22 protein-coding genes are annotated in these 25,701 nt (G+C 71.1%); 12 read left to right on the top strand and 10 right to left on the bottom strand.

Annotation, left to right across the window (positions count from 1 at the left end; translation table 11 throughout):
* Nucleotides 1–4: 4 nt before the first annotated feature.
* The 4 genes from KHA85_RS00420 to tkt are packed head-to-tail and all read right to left on the bottom strand — an operon-like array spanning nt 5 to nt 5,713.
* Nucleotides 5–925: a glucose-6-phosphate dehydrogenase assembly protein OpcA gene (locus tag KHA85_RS00420; RefSeq protein WP_311199433.1), complete on the bottom strand. Its 921-nt coding sequence runs from the start codon at nt 923–925 to the stop codon at nt 5–7.
* Nucleotides 922–2,502, bottom strand: coding sequence for a glucose-6-phosphate dehydrogenase (gene zwf, locus KHA85_RS00415; protein WP_438802034.1), 1,581 nt, complete (start codon nt 2,500–2,502; stop codon nt 922–924). The genes KHA85_RS00420 and zwf overlap by 4 nt, the downstream gene beginning before the upstream one ends.
* The gene (tal, locus tag KHA85_RS00410; protein WP_438802033.1) at nt 2,499–3,608 is read right to left on the bottom strand and encodes a transaldolase; all 1,110 of its coding nucleotides are present in this window, start codon (nt 3,606–3,608) and stop codon (nt 2,499–2,501) included. Before tal ends, zwf begins: the two co-directional genes overlap by 4 nt.
* Nucleotides 3,605–5,713 carry a transketolase gene (tkt, locus tag KHA85_RS00405; protein WP_213184406.1) on the bottom strand — a complete coding sequence of 703 codons (2,109 nt, stop codon included), beginning with the start codon at nt 5,711–5,713 and terminating at the stop codon, nt 3,605–3,607. Before tkt ends, tal begins: the two co-directional genes overlap by 4 nt.
* 284 nt (nt 5,714–5,997) lie before the next feature.
* On the opposite strand from tkt, the gene KHA85_RS00400 reads away from it, so the two are divergent.
* The gene (locus tag KHA85_RS00400) at nt 5,998–6,906 is read left to right on the top strand and encodes a heme o synthase (protein WP_007628568.1); all 909 of its coding nucleotides are present in this window, start codon (nt 5,998–6,000) and stop codon (nt 6,904–6,906) included.
* Between the two features lie 20 nt (nt 6,907–6,926).
* On the opposite strand, the gene KHA85_RS00395 is transcribed toward KHA85_RS00400, so the two are convergent.
* Nucleotides 6,927–7,895, bottom strand: coding sequence for a quinone oxidoreductase family protein (locus tag KHA85_RS00395; protein ID WP_213184405.1), 969 nt, complete (start codon nt 7,893–7,895; stop codon nt 6,927–6,929).
* Nucleotides 7,896–8,009: 114 nt separating this feature from the next.
* On the opposite strand from KHA85_RS00395, the gene KHA85_RS18225 reads away from it, so the two are divergent.
* Nucleotides 8,010–9,572 carry a hypothetical protein gene (locus tag KHA85_RS18225; protein ID WP_272875059.1) on the top strand — a complete coding sequence of 521 codons (1,563 nt, stop codon included), beginning with the start codon at nt 8,010–8,012 and terminating at the stop codon, nt 9,570–9,572.
* 190 nt (nt 9,573–9,762) lie between these two features.
* On the opposite strand, the gene KHA85_RS00385 is transcribed toward KHA85_RS18225, so the two are convergent.
* From KHA85_RS00385 to mptB, 4 genes are read right to left on the bottom strand one after another with little or no spacing between them, the layout of a single operon-like run.
* Nucleotides 9,763–10,758: a COX15/CtaA family protein gene (locus tag KHA85_RS00385; protein WP_007626499.1), complete on the bottom strand. Its 996-nt coding sequence runs from the start codon at nt 10,756–10,758 to the stop codon at nt 9,763–9,765.
* A gap of 38 nt (nt 10,759–10,796) precedes the next feature.
* Nucleotides 10,797–11,588: an ABC transporter permease gene (locus KHA85_RS00380; protein WP_063973577.1), complete on the bottom strand. Its 792-nt coding sequence runs from the start codon at nt 11,586–11,588 to the stop codon at nt 10,797–10,799.
* The gene (locus KHA85_RS00375; protein ID WP_061915178.1) at nt 11,585–12,520 is read right to left on the bottom strand and encodes an ABC transporter ATP-binding protein; all 936 of its coding nucleotides are present in this window, start codon (nt 12,518–12,520) and stop codon (nt 11,585–11,587) included. Before KHA85_RS00375 ends, KHA85_RS00380 begins: the two co-directional genes overlap by 4 nt.
* A gap of 25 nt (nt 12,521–12,545) precedes the next feature.
* On the bottom strand, nt 12,546–14,132 hold the full coding sequence (mptB, locus tag KHA85_RS00370; RefSeq protein ID WP_213184404.1) for a polyprenol phosphomannose-dependent alpha 1,6 mannosyltransferase MptB: 1,587 nt from the start codon (nt 14,130–14,132) through the stop codon (nt 12,546–12,548).
* A 156-nt stretch (nt 14,133–14,288) separates the two neighbouring features.
* On the opposite strand from mptB, the gene KHA85_RS00365 reads away from it, so the two are divergent.
* The 8 genes from KHA85_RS00365 to KHA85_RS00330 all read left to right on the top strand — a co-directional run bounded on the left by KHA85_RS00365 (nt 14,289) and on the right by KHA85_RS00330 (nt 21,644).
* Nucleotides 14,289–15,026 carry a helix-turn-helix transcriptional regulator gene (locus tag KHA85_RS00365; RefSeq protein ID WP_061915172.1) on the top strand — a complete coding sequence of 246 codons (738 nt, stop codon included), beginning with the start codon at nt 14,289–14,291 and terminating at the stop codon, nt 15,024–15,026.
* Nucleotides 15,023–16,474: a Fe-S cluster assembly protein SufB gene (gene sufB / locus KHA85_RS00360; RefSeq protein WP_061915168.1), complete on the top strand. Its 1,452-nt coding sequence runs from the start codon at nt 15,023–15,025 to the stop codon at nt 16,472–16,474. The genes KHA85_RS00365 and sufB overlap by 4 nt, the downstream gene beginning before the upstream one ends.
* 4 nt (nt 16,475–16,478) lie before the next feature.
* Nucleotides 16,479–17,687, top strand: a complete 1,209-nt coding sequence (gene sufD, locus KHA85_RS00355) for a Fe-S cluster assembly protein SufD (RefSeq protein WP_007626483.1) — start codon at nt 16,479–16,481, stop codon at nt 17,685–17,687.
* 61 nt (nt 17,688–17,748) lie between these two features.
* Complete coding sequence (gene sufC / locus KHA85_RS00350; protein ID WP_007626481.1) at nt 17,749–18,519, top strand: Fe-S cluster assembly ATPase SufC; 771 nt, start codon at nt 17,749–17,751, stop codon at nt 18,517–18,519.
* Between the two features lie 19 nt (nt 18,520–18,538).
* Nucleotides 18,539–19,801, top strand: coding sequence for a cysteine desulfurase (locus tag KHA85_RS00345; protein WP_063973583.1), 1,263 nt, complete (start codon nt 18,539–18,541; stop codon nt 19,799–19,801).
* Entirely contained in the window at nt 19,798–20,250 is a 453-nt protein-coding gene (sufU, locus tag KHA85_RS00340; protein WP_063935169.1) for a Fe-S cluster assembly sulfur transfer protein SufU, read from the top strand. The genes KHA85_RS00345 and sufU overlap by 4 nt, the downstream gene beginning before the upstream one ends.
* Before the next feature lie 6 nt (nt 20,251–20,256).
* Nucleotides 20,257–20,727, top strand: coding sequence for a metal-sulfur cluster assembly factor (locus KHA85_RS00335; protein ID WP_007626475.1), 471 nt, complete (start codon nt 20,257–20,259; stop codon nt 20,725–20,727).
* A gap of 131 nt (nt 20,728–20,858) precedes the next feature.
* Entirely contained in the window at nt 20,859–21,644 is a 786-nt protein-coding gene (locus KHA85_RS00330; RefSeq protein ID WP_236884923.1) for a DUF8692 domain-containing protein, read from the top strand.
* Here the strand turns inward: KHA85_RS00330 and KHA85_RS00325 are convergent.
* Nucleotides 21,606–22,814: a lycopene cyclase family protein gene (locus tag KHA85_RS00325; protein WP_213184403.1), complete on the bottom strand. Its 1,209-nt coding sequence runs from the start codon at nt 22,812–22,814 to the stop codon at nt 21,606–21,608. The two genes, KHA85_RS00330 and KHA85_RS00325, sit on opposite strands and share 39 nt — an antisense overlap.
* A gap of 34 nt (nt 22,815–22,848) precedes the next feature.
* Here KHA85_RS00325 and KHA85_RS00320 point away from each other — a divergent pair, with 34 nt between their 5' ends.
* Nucleotides 22,849–23,631: a thioesterase family protein gene (locus KHA85_RS00320; RefSeq protein ID WP_213184402.1), complete on the top strand. Its 783-nt coding sequence runs from the start codon at nt 22,849–22,851 to the stop codon at nt 23,629–23,631.
* A gap of 427 nt (nt 23,632–24,058) precedes the next feature.
* Entirely contained in the window at nt 24,059–25,690 is a 1,632-nt protein-coding gene (locus KHA85_RS00315; protein WP_213184401.1) for an ABC-F family ATP-binding cassette domain-containing protein, read from the top strand.
* The last annotated feature ends 11 nt before the right edge of the window (nt 25,691–25,701 follow it).

The following is a 25,701-nucleotide window of genomic DNA, read 5'->3' as shown; positions in this document are numbered from 1 at the left end:
CGGCTCAGCGAACCGACGCCGAGGTGTAGATAACCCGATCATGGTTGGCCAGCGCGTCCGCGTACACACCATCAGTGTCCATGCGGCGCAACTCCTCCGCCAGACAGTCGGCCACACTCCGGCCCACGAGAGCGACCCGCGTGGGGGACTGCCCGGTGATACGCAGCTCCGCGGAGGTTGCGCTGACCTGCTCGATGACGATGGATCCGGAGGCCCGCTCCAGCACGACCATCCTCGGCCCGACCGCGCGCAGAACATCGATCCCCAGTCGGGACGCGAGCCACCCGCCGGCGAGATCGACCGACGCCGCACGCTCCGGGCCGCACACGGTGGCGCCGGTGATCGGCTCGAAAGGAGGTCGGTCGAGGGTCGCGGCCAGGAGCGACCGCCAGTGGGTGATGCGCGCCCACGCCAGATCCGTGTCGCCGGGGGAGTACCCGGCCGCTCGCTTGGCCAGGGCGTCGGTCGGATGCCCCTCGGCGTCCGAGTCGACGATGCGGCGCCGGGCGAGCCGACCCACGCGGTCCTCGGACAGCAGGGTCGGGGAGTGGCGGGGCCACCACACCGCGAGCGGGGTGTCGGGCAGCAGCAGCGGCGTCACGAGGGACGCCGACTGCGACGCCATCGCGCCGGACGTGCGCAACACGACGACCTCCGCCGCGCCGGCGTCGCCGCCGACTCGGATCTGGCCGTCCAGCCGATCGGCGTCAGCGCGCCGCCCCCGGATCACCACAATGACGCGGCACGGATGCTCCCGGCTGGCCTCGTTCGCCGCGTCGATCGCCGATTCGCTGCCACGGACGTGATCCGTGATGACGATGAGCGTGAGAACGCGGCCGATAGTGCTCAGGCCCGCCTCCTCGCGGATCTGCACGAGCTTCTTGGCGATTGCGCGGGTCGAGGTGTCGGGTAGGTCGATGATCACGGTCGCCTCCATGCGCGGCCGCTGCGGGCCAGGATCTCGTCGGCACCCCTGGGACCCCAGGTGCCCGCCTGGTACTGCTCCGGTTGGCCCTCGGACTCCCACTCACGCAGGACCGGGTCGAGCAGTTGCCAGCTCAGCTCCACCTCACGCGAGACGGGGAAGAGGGACGGCTCGCCCAGCAGCACGTCGAGGATGAGCCGCTCGTACGCCTCGGGCGAGGATTCGGTGAACGCCTCGCCGTAGGCGAAGTCCATGTTGACGTCCCGGACCTCCATCGCCGTCCCCGGCACCTTCGACCCGAACCGCAGGGTGACCCCCTCGTCCGGCTGGACGCGGATCACGAGGGCGTTCTGCCCCAGTTCCTGTGTCATCGTGGCGTCGAACGGCAGGTGCGGGGCGCGCCGGAAGACGACCGCGATCTCGGTGACGCGGCGCCCCAGGCGCTTACCGGTGCGCAGGTAGAACGGGACGCCCGCCCACCGTCGGTTGTGGACCTCCAGGGTGATGGCCGCGTAGGTCTCGGTCGTCGAGGACGGGTCGTAGCCCTCCTCGTCCTTCAACCCGACGACCTGCTCGGAGCCCTGCCAACCGCCGGCGTACTGACCACGCGCGGCGGTCTCGGAGATCGGCAACGCCAACGAGGTGGACTCGAGGACCTTGGTCTTCTCCGTGCGCAGCGCGGCCGCGGAGAAATCGGTCGGCTCCTCCATCGCCACCAGCGCCATCAGCTGGATGAGGTGGTTCTGGATGACGTCGCGCGCGGCACCGATGCCGTCGTAGTAGCCGGCCCGCCCGCCGAGACCGATGTCCTCGGCCATCGTGATCTGGACGTGGTCGACGTGATTGGCGTTCCACACCGGCTCGAAGAGCTGGTTGGCGAAGCGCAGCGCCAGGATGTTCTGGACCGTCTCCTTGCCGAGGTAGTGGTCGATACGGAACACCGAGTCCTCGGGGAACACCGCACCCACGACCGCGTTGAGCTCGCGCGCACTGGCCAGGTCATGACCGAAGGGCTTCTCGATGACCACCCGGCGCCAGGACCCCTCGGGGCCCCGCGTGCACCCGGTGCGATCGAGGTGCCGGCACACGGTCGGGAAGTCATCCGGGGGGATCGACAGGTAGAACGCGTAGTTGCCGGCCGTGCCCCGCTCCGCCTCGAGCGCGACCAGCTGGTCCGCCAGGCGGTCGAAGCCCTCGTCGTCGTCGAAGGTCCCGGTCACGAACCTCAGTCCCGCGGCGAGCTGCTCCCACACGTCCTCACGGAACTGTGTCCGGCAGCGCTCGCGGGCCTGTTCGCGGGCGAACGCCGCGAACTCCTCGTGCGCCCACTTACGCCGACCGAACCCGATGAGGGAGAACCCCGGCGGGAGCAGACCGCGGTTGGCCAGGTCGTAGATCGCCGGGATGAGCTTCTTCTTGGACAGGTCACCGGTGACGCCGAAGATCACCAGGCCGGAGGGCCCGGCGATACGCGGCAGCCGCCGGTCGCGGGGGTCCCGGAGCGGGTTGACCCAGCCCTCCGGGGCCCCGGTCGAGGTGTCGGCGCCGGACGTGTCCAGACGGTCGGGGTCGGTCACGAATCCGACGGGATCTCGTCGATCCGCGCCCTCACCGTGTCCAGCAGGTCGTCCCAGGCGGTGACGAACTTCTCCACGCCCTGGCGCTCGAGCAGCGCGAACACCTCGTCCAGGTCGATGCCCTCCGCACGCAGCGCGTCGAGGGTGGCACGGGAGGCCTCGGCGGTGCCCCGCACCGTGTCACCCTCGACCACCCCGTGGTCTGCGAACGCCTGCATCGTCGCGAAGGGCATCGTGTTGACGGTCCCGTGCGTCACCAGGCCCGTCACATACAGCGTGTCGGGGTACGCCGGATCCTTGACTCCCGTGGAGGCCCAGAGCAGTCGCTGCGGCCGGGCTCCGCGATCCGCCAACTCGCCGAAGCGGCCGGCGGGGTCGAAGACCTCGTCGTAGACCTCCTGGCACAGGCGGGCGTTCGCGAGCCCGGCCTGACCGCGCAGTTCCGACGACTCCGGCAGGCGCGAGTCGATCTCGGTGTCCAGACGGGAGACGAACACCGACGCCACGGAGTGGATCGACGACAGATCGTGCCCGGCGGCCACGGCCTGCTCGAGGCCGGTGAGGTACGCCTCCGCGACCTTCCGGTACTGATCCACCGAGAAGATCAGCGTGACGTTGACGTCGATGCCCTTGCCGATGACGTCGGTGATCGCCGGCAGTCCCGCCGCGGTGGCGGGGATCTTGATCATCACGTTGGGCCGGTCGACCGCGGCGGACAGCTCGACCGCCTGCTGGACGGTCTCCGCCGTGTCGTGTGCGAGGCCCGGGTCCACCTCGAGCGAGACGCGACCGTCCACGCCGTCGGTCGCCCGATAGGTCGGCGCCAGCAGGTCACAGGCGTCCCGGACGTCCGCGGTGGTGAGCGCCCGGATCACGGAGGCGAGTTCGCGGTCCTCACGCACCGCCTCGGTGAGCGCGCCCTCGTACGCCGACGAATCCGCCAGCGCCGACTGGAAGATCGCCGGGTTGGTGGTCACGCCCACGATCGAGTATTCCGCCATCCGCTTCTCGAGCTCACCGGAGGCGAGGAGCTGACGGGACAGGTCGTCGAGCCACACGGAGACCCCGGCGGCACTGAAAGCGGCGAGATTGGCGTTGGTCATCATGCCTCCCCGGCAACGGCCGCGAGCGACTCGCGGGCGGCGGAGACCACCGCGTCGGCGGTGATCCCGAACTCGGTGAACAAGGTCTCGTAGGGCGCGGAGGCGCCGAAGTGCTCGAGCGAGACGGCCCGGCCGGCGTCTCCGAGGAACCGGTGCCACGGCATCGCGATGCCGGCCTCGACCGAGACCCGGGCACGCACGGCACGCGGGAGGACCGACTCGCGGTACTCGGCGTCCTGCTGGTCGAAGAACTCGACACAGGGCATGGAAACCACTCGCGTGGGCACGCCCTCGGCCTCGAGGGTCTCCCTCGCGGCCACGGCCAGCTGGACCTCGGACCCGGTACCGAGGAGGATCACCTCGGGGGTACCCGTCGACGCCTCGGCGAGGACGTAGCCGCCCCGCTCGACACCCTCACGGGCGAGCTGCGCGGTGCCCTCGAGCACGGGCACGTTCTGCCGGGTCAGGCACAGCCCCTTGGGCCCGTCGAGCGCCTCGAGCATCGCCCGCCAGGCGGCGGCGGTCTCGTTGGCGTCCGCAGGACGGAGGACCGCCAGTCCCGGGATGGCCCGCAGCGCGGCGAGCTGCTCGACCGGCTGGTGGGTCGGGCCGTCCTCGCCCAGACCGATCGAGTCGTGGGTCCACACGTAGTACGCGTTGCTGCCCTGGAGCGCGGCCAGCCGGACGGCCGGCCGCATGTACTCACTGAAGATGAGGAACGTCCCGCCGTACGGGCGGGTCGGACCGTGCAGTGCGATGCCGTTGAGGATCGCGCCCATCGCGTGCTCACGGACACCGAAGTGCAGGTTCCGCCCATAGGGGGAGGCGGTCCACGTGGCGGTGGTGATCGACGCGGGGCCGAACGAGTCCGCGCCCTTGATGGGGGTGTTGTTGGAGCCCGCGAGGTCGGCGGAACCGCCCCACAGCTCCGGAAGCGTGGCCGCGAGGGCCTGGATGGCCTCGGCGGAGGCCTTGCGGGTGGCGACGCCCTTGGGATCGGCCTCCCAGGTGGGCAGGTCCGCGTCCCAGCCCTCGGGGAGCTGACCCGAGTACAGCCTGTCGAACAGTGCCTTGCGCTCCGGGTTCGCCTCCGCCCACGCGTGGAACATGTCGCTCCACTGAGCGTGGACGCGGGCGCCGCGGTCGCGGGCCGCGCGGGTGTGGGCGATCACCTCGTCCTCGACGGTGAACGGCTCCGTGCCGGCCATGCCGAGCGCCTCCTTGACGGCGTCGACCTCGTCCTGGCCGAGCGCGGCACCGTGCGCGGCGCCCGTGTTCATCGCGTTGGGCGCCGGGTAGGCGATGATCGTGCGCAGGACGATGATCGAGGGCTTGTCCGTGACGGCGCGCGCGTCGGCGATCGCCTCCTCGATGGCGGCCACGTCCTCACCGCCGTTCACCGTCTGCACGTGCCAGCCATACGCCTCGTAGCGGGCCGCGACATCCTCATTGAACGCGATCTTGGTGTCGTCCTCGATCGAGATCTCGTTGTCGTCGTAGATGGCGATGAGGTTGCCGAGCTGCTGCGTGCCCGCGAGCGAGGCGGCCTCGGCCGTGACGCCCTCCTGGATGTCGCCGTCGGAGGCGATCACGTAGATGAAGTGGTCGAACGGGCTCTTGCCGGCGGGGGTGTCCGGGTCGAACAGCCCGCGCTCGTAGCGGGCCGCCATCGCCATACCGACCGCGGAGGCCAGTCCCTGTCCGAGCGGGCCGGTGGTGATCTCGACCCCGTCGGTGTGCCGCCACTCGGGGTGGCCGGGGGTCTTGGAGCCCCAGGTGCGCAGGGCCTTGAGATCCTCGAGCTCGAGGCCGAAACCCGCGAGGTACAGCTGGATGTACTGCGTGAGCGAGGTGTGCCCGCAGGACAGGATGAACCGGTCCCGTCCCACCCACGTCGGATCGGACGGGTCGTGCCGCATGATGCGCTGGTAGAGCGTGTACGCAAGCGGGGCGAGGCTCATCGCCGTGCCCGGGTGACCACTGCCGCACTTCTGCACGGCCTCGGCGGCGAGGACGCGCGCGGTGTCCACTGCACGGGTGTCCAGTTCGGTCCAGTCGGATGGGTGGCGGGCGGTGGTGAGCTCGGTGATCTCCGACGCGCTGGTCACTTGTGGTTCTCCCGGGTCTGAGGGTGCGGCGCGGATCCGCGCGTATGTCGTGAACCACCTTAGTGGTCGCCGCCACGGCGGGGCGTACCGTCCCCGCCCCCGCTCTTTCGCGGACCGCGCAGGGGGGACGTAGTATCGGCTCGGTAGTGCGTTGACGTCTGCTGCGAGGAGTTCCGGTGCACGATTCCACCCCGACCCGGAGTGGGGGGCCATCAGTCTCCCCTCCAGAGTCCACGGGGCGGCCGGCTCCGGCGAGCGGGCGGGCCCGTGTTGTCGACGTGGTGATGGCGTACATCGCCCTCACCAAGCCGCGGGTCATCGAGTTGCTCCTCGTCGCCGCGATCCCCGCCCTGTTGCAAGCGGACCGTGGGAACATCCACCTCTCCCTGGTCCTGCTCACCCTCGTCGGCGGCTGGATGGGCGCGGCGAGCGCGAACTCGCTGAACATGGTCGTCGACTACGACATCGACCAGGTGATGAAGCGCACCGAGCGCCGCCCGCTCGCGCGCCACGCGATCACCCCGCGGGCCGCGCTCGTCTTCGGCCTGGTGCTCGGCGCGGCCAGCATCCTCTGGCTGGGGCTCCTGGCCAACAGCTGGCTCGCGGCCTTCTTCATCCTCATCACGATCCTGTTCTACGTAATCGTGTACTCGATGATCCTCAAGCGCCGCACCGCTCAGAACGTCGTCTGGGGCGGCGCCGCGGGCTGCATGCCGGTCTTCGTCTCGTGGGCCGTCATCACCGACAACCTGCCGGACGGTCAGCCCCATAACTGGTGGCAGGCGGTCGTGCTGTTCCTCATCATCTTCTTCTGGACGCCGCCGCACACGTGGGCCCTCGCCATGCGCTACAAGGAGGACTACAAGGCCGCCGGCGTGCCGATGCTGCCCGTGGTCATGGGCCCCGAGGGCGTGACCCGCCGCATCACCATCTACACGTGGGTCACCGTGCTGTGCACGTTCGCGCTCATCCCCGCGGCGGGCTGGGTCTACGCGGCGGGCGCGATCGGCTTCGGCGTGTGGTTCATCGTCATGGCGCACCGTCTCGAGGCGGGTGTGCGCCGCGGCGTCGAGGTCAAGCCGCTCAAGCTGTTCATCCTGTCGAACAACTACCTCGCCGGAGTCTTCGTAGCGCTGTCCATCGACGCGGTGCTCGGGCTTCAGACCGTGGCGGAACTCCTGCCGCTGGCCTGACCGCGCCCGGCGGGCGGCGGTCAGCGCTCGGGGTCGAGTGTCACCGAGCCCGTCGTCCGCCGCTCCTGCAGTGCGCGGTGCGCCTCCGCGGCCTCCGACAGGCCGAACGTCGCCCCCACCGACAGCCGCAGCGCGCCGTCGACGACCCCCTCGAGGACCTCGCCGGCCCGGCCGCGGAACTCCTCGGTCGTCGCGATGTAATCCGCGAGGGTCGGGCGGGTGAGGAACACCGAACCGGCCGCGTTGAGTCTCTGCGGGTCCACCGGCGGGACCGGGCCGCTGGCCGCCCCGAACAGCACGAGCGTGCCGCGCCGCGCGAGGACCGCCAGACTGTCGTCGAAGGTGTCCCTACCCACGCCGTCGAAGACGGCGGCGACGCCCCCGTCCGCCAACCCGCGCACCTTCTCCGGCGTCGCCTCCGGGTAGAGCAGCACGTGGTGCGCCCCGAGATCGCGGCAGAGGTCGGCCTTCTCCTCGGTCGAGGTCGTCGTGATCACCCGGAAGCCGTGGGCCACCGCCAGCTGGATGAGGAGCTGGCCGACGCCGCCCGCCCCGGCGGTGATCAGTACGTGATCGCCGGCCGAGGCCCGGTGGGTGTCGGTGATCAGATAGTGCGCTGTGAGCCCCTGCAACAGCATCGAGGCCGCCACGTCGTCGTCGATCCCCTCCGGCACGGTGACCACCGACTCGGCGGGGGCGACGACGTACTGGGCGTAGGACCCGGGCACCTGGCACCAGGCCACCCGGTCGCAGGCGACCAGGTCGGGCGTGCCCTCGCCGACCGCCTCGATCACCCCCGCGCCCTCGCTGCCCGGGATGAACGGCAGGTCCCGCTCGTAGACGCCCTCGCGGAAGTAGGTGTCGATGTAGTTGACCCCGATGGCGCGGGTACGGACGAGCACCTCACCCGGGCCGGGCGACGGCACGTCGACCTCCACGGGAGTGAGCACCTCGGGTCCGCCGTGTCGGGAGATCTGGATCGCACGCATGGCGCCCAGTATCCGGTAGGGCGCGGCCCGCCGCAGCCGGAGCGCCGTCAGCGGTTCGGGGCAACGCGGGAGTGCCGACCGATCCACGGCGGGGGAGGCGATAGGCTACGCCCCATGAGCCTGCAGATCCTTTCCCAGTACGCCGGGGGGCCGCGAGTCCGGGCCACCGGCAGGTCCGAGATCACCACGACGGGATCCGATACGGCATCCGAGCCCGTCCAGTCGTCGACGGACGCTCAGGAGACGACGGCGACCCCCGCGGCGGCGAAGGCCGAGTCGTCCGGATCCGGGGCGGACGAGCAGGCCTCCACCGTCCAGGACGCGCCGGAGGCGACGGAGCCGGCCGCGAAGGCCGGGACCCAGGAGAAGCCGAGCCCGGCCCCCGCCGCAGCCGGCGGGGGCGGTGCGGGCGGCGGTATCTCTCTCGGCCGTCGCGCCCCGCGCGCCCCGGGCGGCGGTGCGTCGACCCTGCACGGCTCGCGCATCACGGAGCTCGGTGGCGGTTCTGCCCCGGCGCCCTCCGCGTCCGAGCCCACTTCCACCGAGTCTGCGCCGGCGGCGTCGTCCACCTCGGCCACCGAGGCGGACGCTGCTCCGGCAGCGCCCGCGGCGAAGACCGACACCGCTCCTGATACGAAGGCCGACGCCGCGCCCGAGGCGCAGGACGCGGCGCCCGACTCGCCGAAGCCGGCGACCGGCGCTCCCGCGTCCGGTGGCGGCCTCAAGCTCGGTGGCGGGTCCAAGGCCAAGGCCCCCGGCGGCGGTTCGGCCGCCAAGCTCGTGCTCGGGGGCGGCGCCGCCGCCGCCGCGGCGGGAGCCGCCGGCACCCCGGAGAAGTCCACCGCGGCGGGGGAGTCCGCCCCGGCTCCGGCGTCCGGGCAGGCCGAAGCGAAGAACGAGCCGAAGAGCGAGGCCGCCGACACCGCTGCGCCCGTCGCAGAGGAGAAGGCCCCCGACACCGCTGCGCCGGCCGAGAAGAAGTCCGGCGGTCTCACCCTGGGTGGCGGTTCCGGTGCGAAGGCACCGGGCGGCGGCGCGTCCGGCGGCCTGACGCTCGGCGGCGGGTCCAAGGCGAAGGCCCCCGGCGGAGGCAAGTCCGGTGGCCTCACGCTCGGTGGCGGCGCGGCCGCCGCGAAGCAGACCGCGGAGCCCACCACTGACGCGAAGAAGTCCGACGCGCCGTCGGCCGCCGATCGCCCGGCGGACGCCCCCGCCGCGTCGCAGCCCGCCGCGGTGCCCCCGGCGGAGGAGCCGGCCGAGAAGCAGGGCACGCCCGCCGCGGCATCGGACAAGCCCGCCGGCAAGACCCCGGCAGACAAGGCCGCGGCAGACAAGACCGAGAAGGCCCCGGCCGAGAAGATCGAGGCCGCGCCGGTTCCCGCGGGTCCGACGCCTCCGGCCAAGACCGCCAAGTTCGTGGAGAAGTTCCTGGCGCGCCACGGCGGGTCGGCGGACGTCGTCCTCCAGCCGGTCGGTCGTCGCGGCGTCCGTATCACCCTCGTGGGTGCCGACGGCGTCCTCGGGGACACGATGGTGGACTCGCTGTCCGAGGCCGAGGCGGTCCGCGACGGAATCTCCGGCCTCACCGGCTCGGACTGGACCCGCGAGCTCGTGTCGCGCACCGATGTCCCGGCCGGGCACTGGAAGCGCATGGCGGGATCGGGCGCCCTGGTCTGACCGCTCGGGCGCCGGACCCGCTCCCGGGCCCGGCGCCGGAACGCGAGAATCTGCTACTCCACCCGCAGATCCGCTACCCGTACAGGGGTAGCGGATCCAGAATCGGGGTAGCGGATTCCGGCGTTTCAGGGGGTTCGGGGCGCGGGCGTCGACCGGCGCCCGCCCGCTCCGACGCCCACTCCGGGGTCGGTCAGCGTGCGGCGGACGCGGGGATCCGGTCGCGGATGACCCCGGCGGCCCACAGGGCGCCGGTCACGGCGGTGATCGCGCCGGCCAGTGTCACGTGCGCCACGACGAGGACCTCCGGGACGCCGAGCTGGTACTGGGTGATGCCGATGACCGCCTGCGCGGCGATGAGCCCGATGAGAATCGCACAGCGCCGGATCGCGGGCCCCTCGGTCCGCAACGCGATGAGTCCGGCGAGCAGGCCGATGAGCAGGCAGACGTAGCCGATCATCAGCTCGGCGTGGAAGTGGACGAGCCACTGGATGGGCAGCTGCAGGCGGTCGGCGGCCTCGATCCGGGCATCCCCGGCGTGGGGGCCGGCGCCGGTGACCATGGTCCCGGTCGCGAGGACGCCGGCGAGCAGGACCGCCGACAGTGCCGTGAGCCAGGCGAGCGGCCGGGGCATCACGCGCCTGGGCGGGGCGGTGTCGTCTTCTCCGATCCGGACGTACAGTACCGCCGCCACCCAGGCCAGGAGCATGGACGGCAGGAGGTGCAGCGCGACGGTCCACCACACCAGCCCGGCGAGCACGGTGATGCCGCCGATGACCGCCTGCGCGACGATGCCCAGCGGCATGGCGAGGGCGAGCACCTTCAGTTCGGTGCGTCGCCCCGCCCGGAAGACCGCGAGGATCAGGGCCGCGGCGACCGCCACCAGGACAAAGGTGAGGAGTCGGTTGCCGAACTCGATGGCCTGGTGGATGGCGGGCCCGGCGCCGGGGACGGGGACGAAGCTGTCCTGGTTGCAGCGCGGCCAGGTTTCGCACCCGAGCCCGGAGGCGGTCACGCGGACGGTGACGCCGGTGGTCATGATGCCGATCTGGGCGATCACGTTCGCCAGGGCGATGCCCTTCTGGACCCGCAGCGACGGCATCGGCAGCCGGGAGAGCGGACCGCCGGATCCCTTCGACGCGGGCGCGGCCGGGGCTCCGGAGGTCGGGGCGTGCGATGTCGAGGTCACGGCCCCGATTCTAGGCCGCGCGGCGCCGGCCTCTGCTATCAGGTGAACGAGAAGTGACGCACGGCAAAGCCGCCGCAGACGGCCGTCCACAGGGCCAGGGACAGCGCGGCCAGTGCGGGGACGCCGCCGCCGGTCGCGGTGACCAGTGCGGTGGTCAACGCGTAGGAGGGGACGACGACGAGGAGGTCGTGGACCGCGGTGGGGAGATCGACCACCCCGATCGCGAGTCCGGCCCCACCGATGAGGACGAACCAGATGAGGTTGGCCAACGCGAGGACGATCTCCGCACGCAGGGTGCCCCCGAGGAGCAGCCCCATCGAGGAGAACGCGACCGAGCCGAGAGCGACCGCCACGGCACCGAGCGAGAGCCCGGCGAGGTCGGGACGCCATCCGAGTACGGCCGCGATTACTCCGAGGATGACGGCCTGCCCGGCCACCAGCACCAGGGTCGCGAGCATCTTGCCCGCGATGATGACGGCCGGTGGGAGCGGGGTGCCGCCCAGACGTTTGAGGGCGCCGTAGCGCCGGTCGAAGCCGACGGCGATCGCCTGCCCGGTGAACGCGGTCCCCATGACGGAGATGGTGAGCACCGCGGTGATCGCGTGGTCGATCCGCGGCTCGGGCACGGCTCCGAACTCGACGGCGGTGAGGGCGAACAGGATCGCGACCGGGATGACGAGCGCGACCAGCAGTTGCTCGCCGTTGCGCAGGAACAGCGCCAGTTCCATGCGGGTCTGTGCCGCGGCCATCCGGGCGACGGACGCCGGGGCGGACGGCCGGGCGAACGTGCCGGGGGCGAAGCGGTTTCCGTCTTCGGGGGCGTGGGTCATCGCAGTTCCCGTCCGGTCAGGTCGAGGAAGACCTCTTCGAGGCTCCTGGTGCGGGTGGCCAGGGAGGTGAGCTGCACATCGGCCCGCTCGAGCGCGGCGCACATCGCTGTCATGAGGCCGGGGGAGACGGGGCCGTGGACCTCCAGAACGCCGGCCGCGGTCCCCTCGGCGACCGTGTGCTCGTCGCCGAGGACGTCCGCGAGCAGGGACGGGGACACCTCGCCGTCGACGACGAGGGTGACCCCTTCGGCGGTCCCGGCGCGTTCGAGTTCCGCCGGACTGCCCGAGGCGACGCGCCGTCCGTGGTCGACGATCACCACCTGGTCGGCGAGTGACGCGGCCTCGTCCATGAGGTGGGTGGTGAGCAGGACGGCCGCGCCGTCGCGACGCAGCGCGTGGACGAGGTCCCACACGGCCCGCCGTGACTGGGCGTCGAGCCCGGCGGTGGGTTCGTCGAGGAACACCAGTTCCGGCCGTCCGACCACCGCGATCGCCAGGGACAGTCGCTGCTGTTGCCCGCCGGACAGCCGGCGGTAGGGGGTCCTGACGTGGTCGCTGAGGCCGAGCTCGCCCAGGAGCCAGTCCGGGTCGAGGGGGTCGGCGTAGTAGGAGGCCACCAGGTGGAGCATCTCGCCGACCCGCGCGGCCGGGTAGGCGCCGCCGCCCTGCAGCATCATGCCGATGCGGCTGCGTACCCGCTGGCGGTCGGTCAGCGGGTCGAGGCCGAGGACGCGGACCGTTCCGGCGTCGGGGCGCACGAAACCCTCGCAGATCTCGACCGTGGTGGTCTTGCCGGCGCCGTTCGGTCCGAGCAACGCCATGACCTGACCGCGGTCGAGACGCAGGTCCAGTCCCGCGACCGCGGTGGTGGCGCCGAACCTCTTGACGAGTCCCTCGACGTGCAGTGCGGGGGAGTCCGTCGATGAGGTCACGGGTGCCGATTGTAGGCCCGCCCGGCTACCGGTACCGCAACAGCCCCGGCCACCGGAAGAGGGCGATCAGCAGCGCGGCGACGATCACCACCGTCGCCGCCCACGCCTGGACGGTGACGAACGGCGGCAGCCCCGCGCCGGGCGGCAGGGTGAAGCAGGCGAGGACGGCGCTGACCGCGACCACGGGGACGCGGAACTCCCACCGTGACGCCCACGCCGCGAGGGGGACGAGTGCCCACAGGATGTACCAGGGATGGACCACGGGGAAGCACAGCACGATCGCCGCCATCGAGACGCCGAGCCCACCCACCGGATCGATGCGTCCGGCCTGGACCGCGAAGAGCATGCGGACGGTGAAGGCGCCGGCGATCACGAGGGCCGCGGTCTGGACCATCACGAGGATCTGCGCGGTGTGGTCGCCCAGCCCGAGGTGCTGACCGATCCCGCCGACCAGCACACCGAGGGCGGTCGGCGGGGAGAGCCAGCTCCGCAACGAGGTGGCGGCGCCGAGCTTGGTGACCCAGCCGAGGCCCGACGAGGTGGCGACCATGGCCACACCGGTCGTGACGCCCGAGATCAGGACCATCACGGCCGTCGCCCGGATCGTGGCCCGCCAGTCGCCGCCCCATCGGCGGGCGAGTGCCATGCCGACGAAGCCCAGGGCGACGATGGTCGGCAGCTTGACCAGGGCCGAACCGGTGATCAGGACGGTTCCCAGGACGAAGAGCGGGATCGCGCCGCGCCCGCGGCCCGCGTGGTCGACGGCGCGGAGGGCCAGTACCAGGCCGACGGCCAGGAGGCCCATCATCAGGGACTCGGAGTGGATTCCGGAGACCAGGTGGAACAGCACGAGCGGGTTGGCGACCGCCAGCCACAGCGCCGCCACGTCCGACACGCCGCAGTACTCGGCCAGTCGCGGCACCGCCCAGCCCAGCATGAGGATGCCGAGCACGGCCACGACGCGGTGCAGGACGGTCCCCGCCACCACGTCGTCGCCCGTGAGCCCGTGGATGGCCTTCTGCACGCCCAGGAAGAGCGGGCCGTACTGGTTGGGCGTGTCGCGCCAGATGTCGGGGACGTTGATCGTGAGCGCGTGGCCGGTCCCGAGCGCCGAGACCGGTCCGCGCTCGTAGGGGTCGTCCAGCGCGTTGCCGATGGCGCCCTGGGCGAGGTAGCTGTAGACGTCCTTGCTGAACATCGGGGGCGCGAGGGCCAGCGGGAGCGCCCACGAGGCGATCACCCTGTCGAGCGTCGCCCGGTCGATGCGCCCGCTCATCCGGCCCCGGCGATCGCGCCCCAGCACGTACGGGGCTAGGAGCAGCCAGCAGAGCGTGACGACGACCATCCCGGCCATGACCACCGTCATCGACGACTGCTGGAGGCGGAGCCAGAGCCCGAACAGGCGCTCACCGGCGATCGGGTTCTGCAGCACCGGCAGCGCGCCCGCGCCGAGGGCTCCCACCGCCATCGCGACGGATGCCGTGGTGCCGATACGCCGGATGCGCCACAGTCGCGCCATCTCCGCGGACGGCGGGGAGCCGGTGAACCGCTCCTGCGCGTGGAGCCGCGAGGTGACCGAGCCCGCGCCACGTGTTGGGACGTCGCGTGCCATCGTCTCGTCCCTCCTCCACCTGGACCTGTCGGGCATGTCGGCGCCCCGAGGGACGCGCCCGGGGGTGGGGGAATAATTCCGAAACGAAAGTGTTGCGTAATATCAGGAGGTGCGCCCCGCCCGGGCGCACAGAGCATATCCGGAAGGGAGTGGCGTATGAGCGTGCAGCACGCGATGGACAGCGGCACGCGCCCCGACACCCGCTCGACGATCCGGGAACTCCTGCTGGAGCGCGGAGCGCTGACCGCGGCCGAGATCGGACAGGAACTGGGGCTCACCGCCGCAGGGGTCCGACGCCATCTGGACCACCTCGTCGAGGCCGGCGAGGTGGAGGCCGCACGCACCCGTCCGGCGGGAACCCGCGGTCGCCCGGCCAGGGCGTTCCAGGTGACGGCCACGGGTCGGAGCACCGCACGGCACGGGTACGATCACCTGGCGGTCGAGGCCATGACGGCACTGCGTCGCATCGGCGGCGCGGAGGCTGTCTCGGAGTTCGCCCGCGAGCGGGTGCGCTCGGTCATCGGACACGTCCGACCGGCCGAGGGTGCCCACGACGTCGAGCGCGCCGCGACCGACATCGCCGTGGCCCTGTCGAAGGCGGGCTACGCGTCCTCCGTGGAGGACGCCGGGACGGGGCTGCAGATCTGTCAGCACCACTGCCCGGTGTGGAACGTCGCCTCCCGGTTCCCCGAACTCTGCGAGGCCGAGCAGGAGGTGGTGTCCGAGATAGTGGGCACCCACGTCCAGCGTCTCGCGACCATCGCGGGCGGTAACTGCGCCTGCACCACGAACATCCCGACAGGGACCGTGACCGCGGAGGATCTCGCGGCCACGATCCCCGCACCGGCCGGCGCACCCGCGTCGGCACCGACCGCCGAAAGGACAGTGCGATGACCCTCACCCCCGACCAGGTGACGGCCGACGTCACCGAGCCGACCACCGATGAGGAGCGGATCGCCTCCATCGGCCAGTACAACTACGGCTGGCACGACTCGGACGATGCCGGTGCCGCCGCGCAGCGAGGCCTGTCCGAGGCGGTCGTGCGTGACATCTCCGCCAAGAAGAACGAGTCCGAGTGGATGCTCGACAAGCGGCTCAAGGCCCTCAAGATCTTCGACAAGAAGCCGATGCCGAAGTGGGGCTCGGACCTGTCCGGGATCGACTTCGACAACATCAAGTACTTCGTCCGGTCCACGGAGAAGCAGGCCACCAGCTGGGAGGACCTGCCCGAGGACATCAAGAACACCTACGACAAGCTCGGCATCCCCGAGGCCGAGAAGCAGCGGCTCGTGGCCGGAGTGGCCGCGCAGTACGAGTCCGAGGTGGTCTACCACCAGATCCGCGAGGACCTGGAGAGCCAGGGTGTCATCTTCATGGACACCGACACCGCGCTCAAGGAGCATCCGGAGTTCTTCGAGGAGTACTTCGGCTCGGTCATCCCCTCGGGTGACAACAAGTTCTCCGCCCTGAACACGGCGGTGTGGTCCGGCGGCTCGTTCATCTACGTCCCCAAGGGCGTCCACGTGGACATCCCGCTGCAGGCCTACTTCCGCATCAACACGGAGAACATGGGCCAGTTCGAGCGGACGCTGATCATCGTCGACGAGGACGCCTACGTCCACTACGTCGAGGGCTGCACGGCGCCGATCTACAAGTCGGACTCCCTGCACTCCGCGGTGGTCGAGATCATCGTCAAGAAGGGCGGCCGTTGCCGCTACACGACCATCCAGAACTGGTCGAACAACGTCTACAACCTCGTGACCAAGCGCGCCCGCGCCGAAGAGGGCGCGACCATGGAGTGGATCGACGGCAACATCGGCTCCAAGGTCACCATGAAGTACCCGGCCGTCTGGCTGACCGGTGAGCACGCCAAGGGCGAGGTGCTCTCGGTGGCGTTCGCCGGCGAGGGCCAGCACCAGGACACCGGCTCCAAGATGCTCCACCTGGCGCCCAACACCTCGTCGAACATCGTCTCCAAGTCGGTGGCGCGTGGTGGCGGACGCTCGGCGTACCGCGGGCTGATCCAGATCAACCCCGGCGCCAAGGGCTCCAAGTCCAACGTCGAGTGCGACGCCCTGCTGGTGGACAACATCAGCCGGTCCGACACCTACCCCTACATCGACATCCGCGAGGACGACGTCACGCTGGGGCACGAGGCCACGGTCTCCAAGGTGAGCCAGGACCAGCTGTTCTACCTCATGAGCCGCGGGCTGGCCGAAGAGGAGGCGATGGCCATGATCGTGCGTGGCTTCGTCGAGCCGATCGCCAAGGAGCTCCCCATGGAGTACGCGCTCGAGCTCAACCGCCTGATCGAACTGCAGATGGAAGGATCGGTGGGCTGACCCCATGACCGACACGACCACCCCCGAGACCGGGTCCGCCCCGGCCCCCCTCACGGATCGCTACGGCGTCCCCGTCGACGCGACGAAGGGTGACCAGTTCACCTCGTACGACGTGGGCGCGTTCGAGGTCCCCAGCCACAAGGACGAGATCTGGCGGTTCACCCCGCTGCGTCGTCTGCGCGGTCTCCACGACGGCTCCAACGTCACCGCGACCGGTCGCCTGACGGCGTCCGTCGGCGAGCGCGAAGGCCTCACCGTCGAGACCGTCGCGATGGACGACAAGCGCGTCGGCGAAGCCGGGGCCCCCCGCGACCGCGTGGCCGCGCAGGCGTTCAGTTCGGCCGCCGAGGCCTCGGTCATCACCGTGGCCAAGGAGGTCGTGCTCGACGAGCCCGTGTACGTCACCGTCGACGGTCCGGGCGAGGGCCAGCTCGCCTACGGCCACACCCAGGTCCGCCTCGAGCCGTTCGCCAACGCGACCTTCGTCGTGGACCAGCGCGGTGGCGGCACGATCGCCGAGAACGTCGAGTTCATCGTCGGCGACTCCGCCCACCTCGAGGTCGTCCTCATCCAGGACTGGGACGACGACGCCCTGCACATGGCCGGGCACCACCTGCAGGTCGGCCGCGACGCGACGCTGACCTACACCACGGTGACGTTCGGCGGCGAGGTCGTGCGTATCTCCCCGTTCGCGCGGTTCACCGCGCCCGGCGGCACGGTCACGCTCAACGGCCTGTACTACGCCGACGACGGGCAGCACCTCGAGCATCGCCTGCTGGTCGACCACTCGGTGCCCAACTGCACCTCGCGCATCCTGTACAAGGGCGCGCTGCAGGGGGACGCCTCGTCGAACCTCCCGGACGCGCACACCGTCTGGATCGGCGACGTCCTCATCCGGGCGGCGGCACTGGGCACCGACACGTACGAGATGAACCGCAACCTCGTGCTCACCGACGGCGCCCGCGCCGACTCGGTGCCGAACCTCGAGATCGAGACCGGCGAGATCGCCGGTGCCGGCCACGCCAGCGCCGTCGGCCGGTTCGACGAGGAGCACCTGTTCTACCTCATGTCGCGGGGCATCCCCGAGGACGTCGCCCGACGCCTCGTCGTCCGCGGGTTCTTCGGCGAGGTGATCAACCGCATCGGCGTGCCCGAGGTGCGCGAGCGGGTCACCGAGGCCGTCGAGCTGGAGCTGCAGTCCTCCGGCATCTGACCGAGCCCGCAGGCCCCCGATCATCCCCCGAAGACTTCTCACACAGATTGCGAGCACACCAATGACCACTCTCGAGATCAAGGGCCTGACGGCCCGCGTCGCCGCGACCGAGGACTCACCCGAGACCGTCGAGATCCTCAAGGGCGTCGACCTGACCATCGAGTCCGGGCAGACCCACGCCATCATGGGTCCGAACGGCTCCGGCAAGTCGACCCTGGCCTACGTCATCGCCGGCCACCCCAAGTACGAGGTCACCGGCGGCACCGTGACCCTGGACGGCGAGGACGTCCTGTCCATGGAGGTCGACGAGCGGGCCCGCGCGGGCCTGTTCCTGGCCATGCAGTACCCCACCGAGATCCCCGGCGTCTCCACCGCCAACTTCCTGCGCACCGCGGCCACCGCGGTCCGTGGCGAGGCGCCCAAGCTGCGCCACTGGGTCAAGGAGGTCAAGGAGGCCATGTCCGACCTCGACTTCGACCCCGCGTTCTCCGAGCGCAGCGTCAACGAGGGCTTCTCCGGTGGCGAGAAGAAGCGCCACGAGATCCTCCAGCTCGACCTGCTCAAGCCGAAGATCGCCGTGCTCGACGAGACCGACTCCGGCCTCGACGTGGACGCGCTGCGCGTGGTCTCCGAGGGTGTCAACCGCTACAAGGCGGAGGAGAACGGCGGCATCCTGCTCATCACGCACTACACCCGGATCCTTCAGTACATCAAGCCCGACACCGTCCACGTGTTCGTCGACGGCCGCATCGCCGCCTCCGGTGGCGCCGAGCTGGCCGACGAGCTCGAGGCGAACGGGTACGAGAAGTACCTGACGCCCGCCACCGCCTGATCGGAACAGCTGGGAGAACATGACCTCGACCCTCGACCTGACAGCAGTCCGCGCGGATTTCCCGATCCTGTCGCGGACGGTCCGTGACGGAAAGCCCCTGGTCTACCTCGACTCCGGGGCGACGTCGCAGCGCCCGACCCCGGTGCTCGACGCCGAGCGGGACTTCCTCCTGCACTCCAACGCCGCGGTCCACCGTGGCGCGCACCAGCTCGCGGAGGAGGCCACGGACGCCTACGAGGGCGCCCGCGCGGACATCGCGCGGTTCGTCGGGGCCGACGTGGACGAGCTGGTCTTCACCAAGAACGCGACCGAGGGGCTCAACCTCGTGGCGTTCGCCCTGGGGGACCAGCGGTTCGGCGACCACGCCGTCGGCCCCGGCGACGAGGTCGTCATCAGCGAGCTCGAGCACCACGCGAACCTGGTGCCGTGGCAGGAGCTGTGCCGGCGCACCGGCGCGACCCTGCGCTGGTACGGCGTGACCGACGACGGGCGTATCGACCTCGACTCGCTCGAGCTCACCGACGCCGTCAAGGTCGTCGCCGTGACGCACCAGTCCAACGTGACCGGCGCGGTCACCGACGTGACCCGCGTGGTCGAGTCGGCCCGGAAGGTCGGCGCGCTGGTCGTGCTGGACGCCTGCCAGTCCGTCCCGCACATGGCCGTCAACTTCCACGATCTGGGCGTCGACTTCGCCGCCTTCTCCGGACACAAGATGCTCGGCCCCACCGGTATCGGCGTCCTCTACGGTCGTCGCGAGCTGCTCCACGCGATGCCGCCCGTGCTCACGGGGGGATCGATGATCTCCACCGTCACGATGGAGGAGTCGACGTTCGCCGAGCCGCCGCAGCGGTTCGAGGCCGGCGTGCCGATGGTGTCGCAGGCCGTCGGCCTGGCCGCGGCCGTGCGCTACCTCGAATCGGTGGGGATGGAGACCATCGCCCGCCACGAGGAGGCGCTCACCGTGGCCGCGCTCGAGGCGCTGCAGCAGATCCCGGGCGTCCGCATCGTCGGACCGGAGAACATGGTCTCCCGTGGCGGCGCGGTCTCCTTCGTCGTGGACGGCATCCACGCGCACGACGTGAGCCAGGTGCTCGACGACGACGGCGTCGCCGTGCGGGTGGGCCACCACTGCGCGTGGCCGCTGCACCGGCGTCTCGGCGTCCAGTCCACGGTGCGGGCATCGTTCGCGCTGTACAACACGCTCGACGAGGTCGAGACGTTGGCCCGGTCCCTGCGCCGTGCCCAGGAGTTCTTCGGAGTCGACGGGGGTGGTCTGAAGTGAAACTCGAGCAGATGTACCAGGAGGTCATCCTCGACCACTACCGCCACCCGCACCACAGCGGGCTGCGGGAGCCCTTCGGCGCCGAGGTGCACCACGTCAACCCGACGTGCGGTGACGAGCTGACGCTGCGGTTGCGCTTGTCCGAGGATCTGGCCACGGTGGAGGATGTGTCCTACGACGCACAGGGATGCTCGATCAGCCAGGCGTCGACCTCGATGATGGCCGACCTCCTGGTGGGCCGTCGGGTCGAGGAGTCACTGGAGGTCGTCGACGCCTTCCAGGCGATGATCTCCTCCCGCGGCCAGGACGAGGGCGACGAAGAGGTCCTCGACGACGCGGTGGCCCTGGCCGGGGTGTCGCGGTACCCCGCGCGCGTCAAATGCGCCCTGCTGGGCTGGATGGCGTTCAAGGACGCCCTCGGCCGACAGACCGAACACCATCAGGAGTGATGTGACATGACCGAGCAGATGACACCTGCCAACGATCCGACGGTCGACGACCCCATGTCGGCCGCCGAGAACGACACGCCCGCGGGCACCGCCTACAACGGGGAGTTCCGCCCGGACCCCAACCGGCCCGAGCAGTCGGAGGAGGACCTCGCACTGGTCGCCGACATCGAGGAGGCCATGCGTGACGTGGTCGACCCCGAGCTCGGCATCAACGTCGTGGACCTCGGTCTGGTCTACGACATCTGGGTCCGCCCCGGCGAGACGGAGGGTTCGACGATCGCGCGCATCGACATGACGCTGACGTCGGCCGCCTGCCCGCTCACCGACGTGATCGAGGACCAGGCCCGCTCCGCGACCATCGGCTCCGACCTGGTCAACGAGCTCGAGCTCAACTGGGTCTGGATGCCGCCGTGGGGACCCCAGATGATCACCGACGAGGGACGCGAGCAGCTGAGGGCCATCGGCTTCACCGTGTAGCCCTCCTCGCGGCGCCGCCGCCGCGATCCGCGTGCCCGCTAGAGCGCCCGCCCCGTTCCGGACGGGGCGGGCGTCTCCGTGTCGTCGCCGGCGATTACGGTTCCGTTCGGCCGACATTTACGCTGGGGGACATGTCCGCATCCGCTGATCACATTGTTGGCGACCGGTCTGAGGCCGAGAGTGGGGGCGGGCGTGTCAACGAAGGAACCCGCCTCACCCAGGCGACGGCGTGGCTGGTGTTCCCCCCGTCGCTTCTGCTAGCCCCGCTGTCGGGTTTCCTGCTCTACATGGTGCACGCCACTGGCAGCGATCAGCCGTGGCACGTCTGGAACCTGCTGTGGACCGCCTTCGACATCGGTGCCGAGGGCAACGCGGCCGTGTGGTTCGCCTCGGCGGTCTGGCTCCTCGTGGGCGCCTTCGCGGCCCTCGCCGCCGTCACCACCGCCCGTTTCCGCTCGTCGTGGTGGCTCTTCTCCGCGGTCGCCGTGACCGCCTCCGTGGACGAGGCGGGCGCCCTCCACGAGCGGCTCTTCGTGGTGGGGGACCGGCTGGCCCCGTACCTGCCGTTCGACACCTACTACAACTGGGTGATCCCCGGCGCCGTGATCGCCCTGATCGTGGGCGGTCTGCTCATCAGGCTGGTCCTCGCTCTCCACCGCCGCGTCGCCGTCTCGTTGATCGCGGCGGCCGTGGTCTTCCTGTCCGGCTCGCTCGTGATCGAGAGCCTCACCGGGCTCGTCGACCGCGAGATCGGCGCGTCGTCGACTCTCTACCTCACACTGATGTACATCGAGGAGACCTTCGAACTCCTCGGCGTTGCGGGGGCCGCGGTCGCGCTGTCGTCGATGTTCCGCGTCGCTCGCCGCCCGGGCGGCCTGTTACTCACGTTCGACGGGTTTCGGTCCCGCGACGCCTGACAGAGCCGCGGGACCGCGGGCAGAGCGCCGCAGGACCGCGGCCACCATCCCGGCCTTGTCGCGCACGGGCATGGTCACCCACATGTCCCACATCGCGGCAGCGACCTGGTACGACGGGCTCGCCCCGTCGAGGAACCGCCGCTGGCGGCGGCCGTCGAGGCGCCCGAACGCCGCGAACAGCGCCCGGAGGGTCCGGTCGTCCGCACGGAGTAGCGCCCGCAGGCCAACACCGTGAAGGGTCGTGCTCAGGGGGGACCGCGGCTCGGGAAGCGGGTAGCCGGCCCCGATCGCGAGGACGGCCGCGGGGACGGCCGCGAGCATCGCGGCCACCGAATACCCCGTCGCCGCGTGTCCGTGCCCGCCCGCGGTGCCGAACGCCTCGACCAGCGGGGTCCCGGACCCGCCCGGCCGCGGCAGGAGCGGGATGTGCACCCGCTCGACCGATAGCGGGTCGTCGATCGCCGCGCTGGGCACCCCCCGGCCCGCCAGGCGCGAGCGCAGTCGGCTCGCCAGGACGGCGGGATCCGGGGCGGGCAGCCCCGCCAGACACGTCTCCTCCAGCAGAACCCGATCCGCGGACAAGGGGATCGCGTACAGGAAGCTGGGGCCGATCTCGTCGTCGTCGTTCCCGTCACGCGCGTAGTCGGTGCGCCAGTCCATGAACAGGGCCGCCTCCCCACCCAGCGCGGGGGCGGCATCGGCGGCGTCCAGCACGATGCCGTAGGCCGTCTGCAGCGGGCCCGAGTTGAGCCGGCCCCCCGCGCCGCGGCAGTCCACCACGCGGTGGGCCCGGGCGGTCAGGGCAGGCAGTGCCTCGTCGTCGATCGCCTTCCGCTCCACGGTGACCCCCGCCCCGAGCGGGAGGGCGCGCCGCAGTGCGTCGTTGTCAAGCACCGCGTACTCGCGGTGGAGCACCGCGCGCCCGGGCGCGTACAGGGCGGGGGAGGAGACCCGGTGCGCGAGCACGTCGATCCCACACACTTTCGGACGCAGCCACGGCGGCACCTGGTCGGTCCACACCGACAGGGTCTGATGCCACGGCGCGTCGGGCCGCGGGTCGAGCGCCAGGACCGTGAGACCGTCTGCGGCGCAGCGGGAGGCGAGCGCGCGGCCGGCGGGGCCGAGCCCGACGACGGCGACGTCGAACAACTCGTCACCCGTAGCATTCATACGGACCGACACTACCGTCGCGCGAGAGGAACCCATGTCCGGCGCGTTCTACCAGCAGATGGACCACGGTCGCTTCGAGTCGACCGCGCTCACCGCAGGCCCGTGGTCCGCCGAATCGCAGCACGCCGGGCCGCCGAGTGCGCTGCTGGTGAGGGCGATGGAGAGGTTCGAGGCGGACCCGACGCTGCGGCTGGCGCGGATCTCGGTGGACGTGCTGGGCCCCGTTCCCATCGCGCCGCTCGACATCGAGGTCCGCACCGTGCGCCCGGGACGCAGCGTCGAACTGCTCGAGGCCAGCGCCTCCGTGGCCGGTCGGCCCGCGCTCGTCGCCCGCGGGTGGCGCATGCGCCGCACACCCGACGACTTCCCGACGGTCGGGACCCACGACGGGCCGCCCGTGCCCGCCACACGCGAACGCGGACCGATGATGAGCTTCGCCCACGCCGACGGCTACCTGTCCGTGGTGGACTTCGCCTTCGTCTCCGGCGGCGGCGACGAGCTCGGGCCCGCGGAGACCTGGGGCCGGGCGCGCGTCGACCTCGTGGAGGGGGAGCGGATGACCGGCTGGCAGCACACCGTGGTGGTGGCCGACTCCGCCAGCGGCGTGTCCCTGGCCAGCGATCCGCTGAGTCACCCGGCGGTCAACTGCGACCTCGTGGTCTCGCTGCACCGCGACCCCGAGCCCGGCTGGGTGCACCTGGACAGCGAGACCGTCGGCGGGCCCGGTCAGGGAGTGCTCACCGACACGGTGATCTCGGACGATCGAGGGCGGCTCGGCCGCTGCGTGCAGAACCTCTACGGTCGACGCGCGGGCTGAGCTTTCGCAGCCGCCCCTCACGATGGCGTCTGGCCTGCCCCGATGCGCGGGCGAGACGCCATCGTGAGGGGCGAGGAGGGCTGTCGTGGACATCTGCAGGAGCGAGACGCCAGGCAGACGAGCGGCTGTGCGGAATCGCGACGCGGCCGCGCCGGGCGGGAATGCACGGGCGGGAGCGATGAGCCAGGGCCGGGAGCAGCTGCACACAGTGGACGCCTGGAAGGCCGCCCACAGACCGCAGCGAACGAAGCGCGGCGGGAGAATCCGCTCGAACGCCGACCCGGCGTGGTCGCTCTGCTCGCGGAGACCCACGTCACCGGACTCGTCGGCTCACTCGCGCCGCAGGTAGAGTGGCAGGTCGGCCCGTACCCGTCAGCGGGCGGGCCGCCGAGTGTTTCCCGAAAGCTACAGCGAGGTACCCGCGCACGTGATCACCATCGACGACCTGGAGGTGCGCGCCGGCGTGCGCACCCTGCTCCACATGGACGGGTCCTCGTTGCGGGTCCAGCCCGGCGACCGGATCGGCCTGGTGGGGCGGAACGGCGCGGGTAAGACGACGACGATGAGGATCCTCGCCGGCGAGGGTGAGCCGTACGCCGGGAAGGTCACGCGCAGTGGGGAGCTGGGGTACCTGCCGCAGGACCCGCGCGAGGGCAATATGGACCAACTGGCCCGGTCCCGCGTCCTCTCCGCCCGCGGGCTCGACGTGCTCATGGCCGATATGACCGCGGCCCAGCAGCAGATGGTCGACGCCCCCGACGACAAGGCGATGGACAAGGCCGTGCGCCGCTACGGCCGGCTCGAGGACGAGTTCTCCGCCCGCGGCGGGTACGAGGCCGAGAGCGAGGCGGCGCGGATCTGCAGCAGCCTGGGCCTCGAGGACCGGATCCTCACGCAGAATCTCGGCACGCTCTCGGGCGGTCAGCGCCGCCGCGTGGAGCTGGCGCGGATCCTGTTCGCCGCCTCCGACGGTGCCGGCAAGTCGCAGACCATGCTGCTGCTCGACGAGCCCACCAACCACCTCGACGCCGACTCCATCACCTGGCTGCGCCAGTTCCTCGAGAAGCACGAGGGCGGGCTGATCATCATCTCCCACGATGTCGAGCTGCTCGAGGCCGTGGTGAACAAGGTGTGGTTCCTCGACGCCGTGCGCGGGGAGATCGACGCCTACAACATGGGGTGGAAGAAGTATCTCGACGCGCGCGCCACGGACGAGGCCCGGCGCCGACGTGAGAAGGCGAATGCGGAGAAGAAGGCCTCGCAGCTCAAGATGCAGGCCGCCAAGCTGGGCGCCAAGGCCACCAAGGCGGCCGCCGCCAAGCAGATGATCCGGCGTGCCGACGCCATGATCGACAATCTCGACGAGGTCCGCGTGGCCGACAAGGCCGCGCGGATCAAGTTCCCCACTCCCGCGGCCTGTGGCAAGACGCCGCTGTTCGCCAAGGGCCTGACCAAGATGTACGGCTCGCTCGAGGTGTTCGCCGGGGTGGACCTGGCGATCGACAAGGGCAGCCGCGTGGTGGTGCTGGGCTACAACGGTGCCGGCAAGACGACGCTGCTCAAGCTGCTCGCCGGTGTGGAACGCACCGACGGCGAGGGCGGCGTCGTCTCCGGGCACGGGCTCAAGATCGGCTACTTCGCCCAGGAGCACGACACCCTGGACATGGACGCCAGCGTGTGGGAAAACATCCGCCACGCCGCGCCGGACGCGGGGGAGCAGGAGCTACGCAGCCTGCTGGGGGCGTTCATGTTCACCGGCCCCCAACTCGAGCAGCCGACAGGCACGCTCTCCGGCGGTGAGCGCACGCGTCTGGCGCTGGCCGGACTGGTGTCCTCGGCGGCCAACGTGCTGCTGCTCGACGAGCCCACGAACAACCTGGACCCGATCTCGCGCGAGCAGGTCCTCGATGCTCTACGGACGTACGAGGGTGCGGTCGTGCTGGTCACGCACGACCCCGGCGCCGTGGAGGCGTTGGAGCCTGAGCGGGTCATCATCCTGCCGGATGGCACGGAGGACCTGTGGAGCCAGGAGTACATGGAGATCGTCGAACTCGCGTAACCCAGCGCAGC

It is taken from the genome of Dietzia massiliensis (genome assembly GCF_018390595.1).
In the GTDB taxonomy this organism is placed as follows: Bacteria; Actinomycetota; Actinomycetes; order Mycobacteriales; family Mycobacteriaceae; genus Dietzia; species Dietzia massiliensis.
The sequence above is the reverse complement of the archived record's forward strand: the minus strand, read 5'-3'. Positions and strand labels throughout refer to the sequence as shown.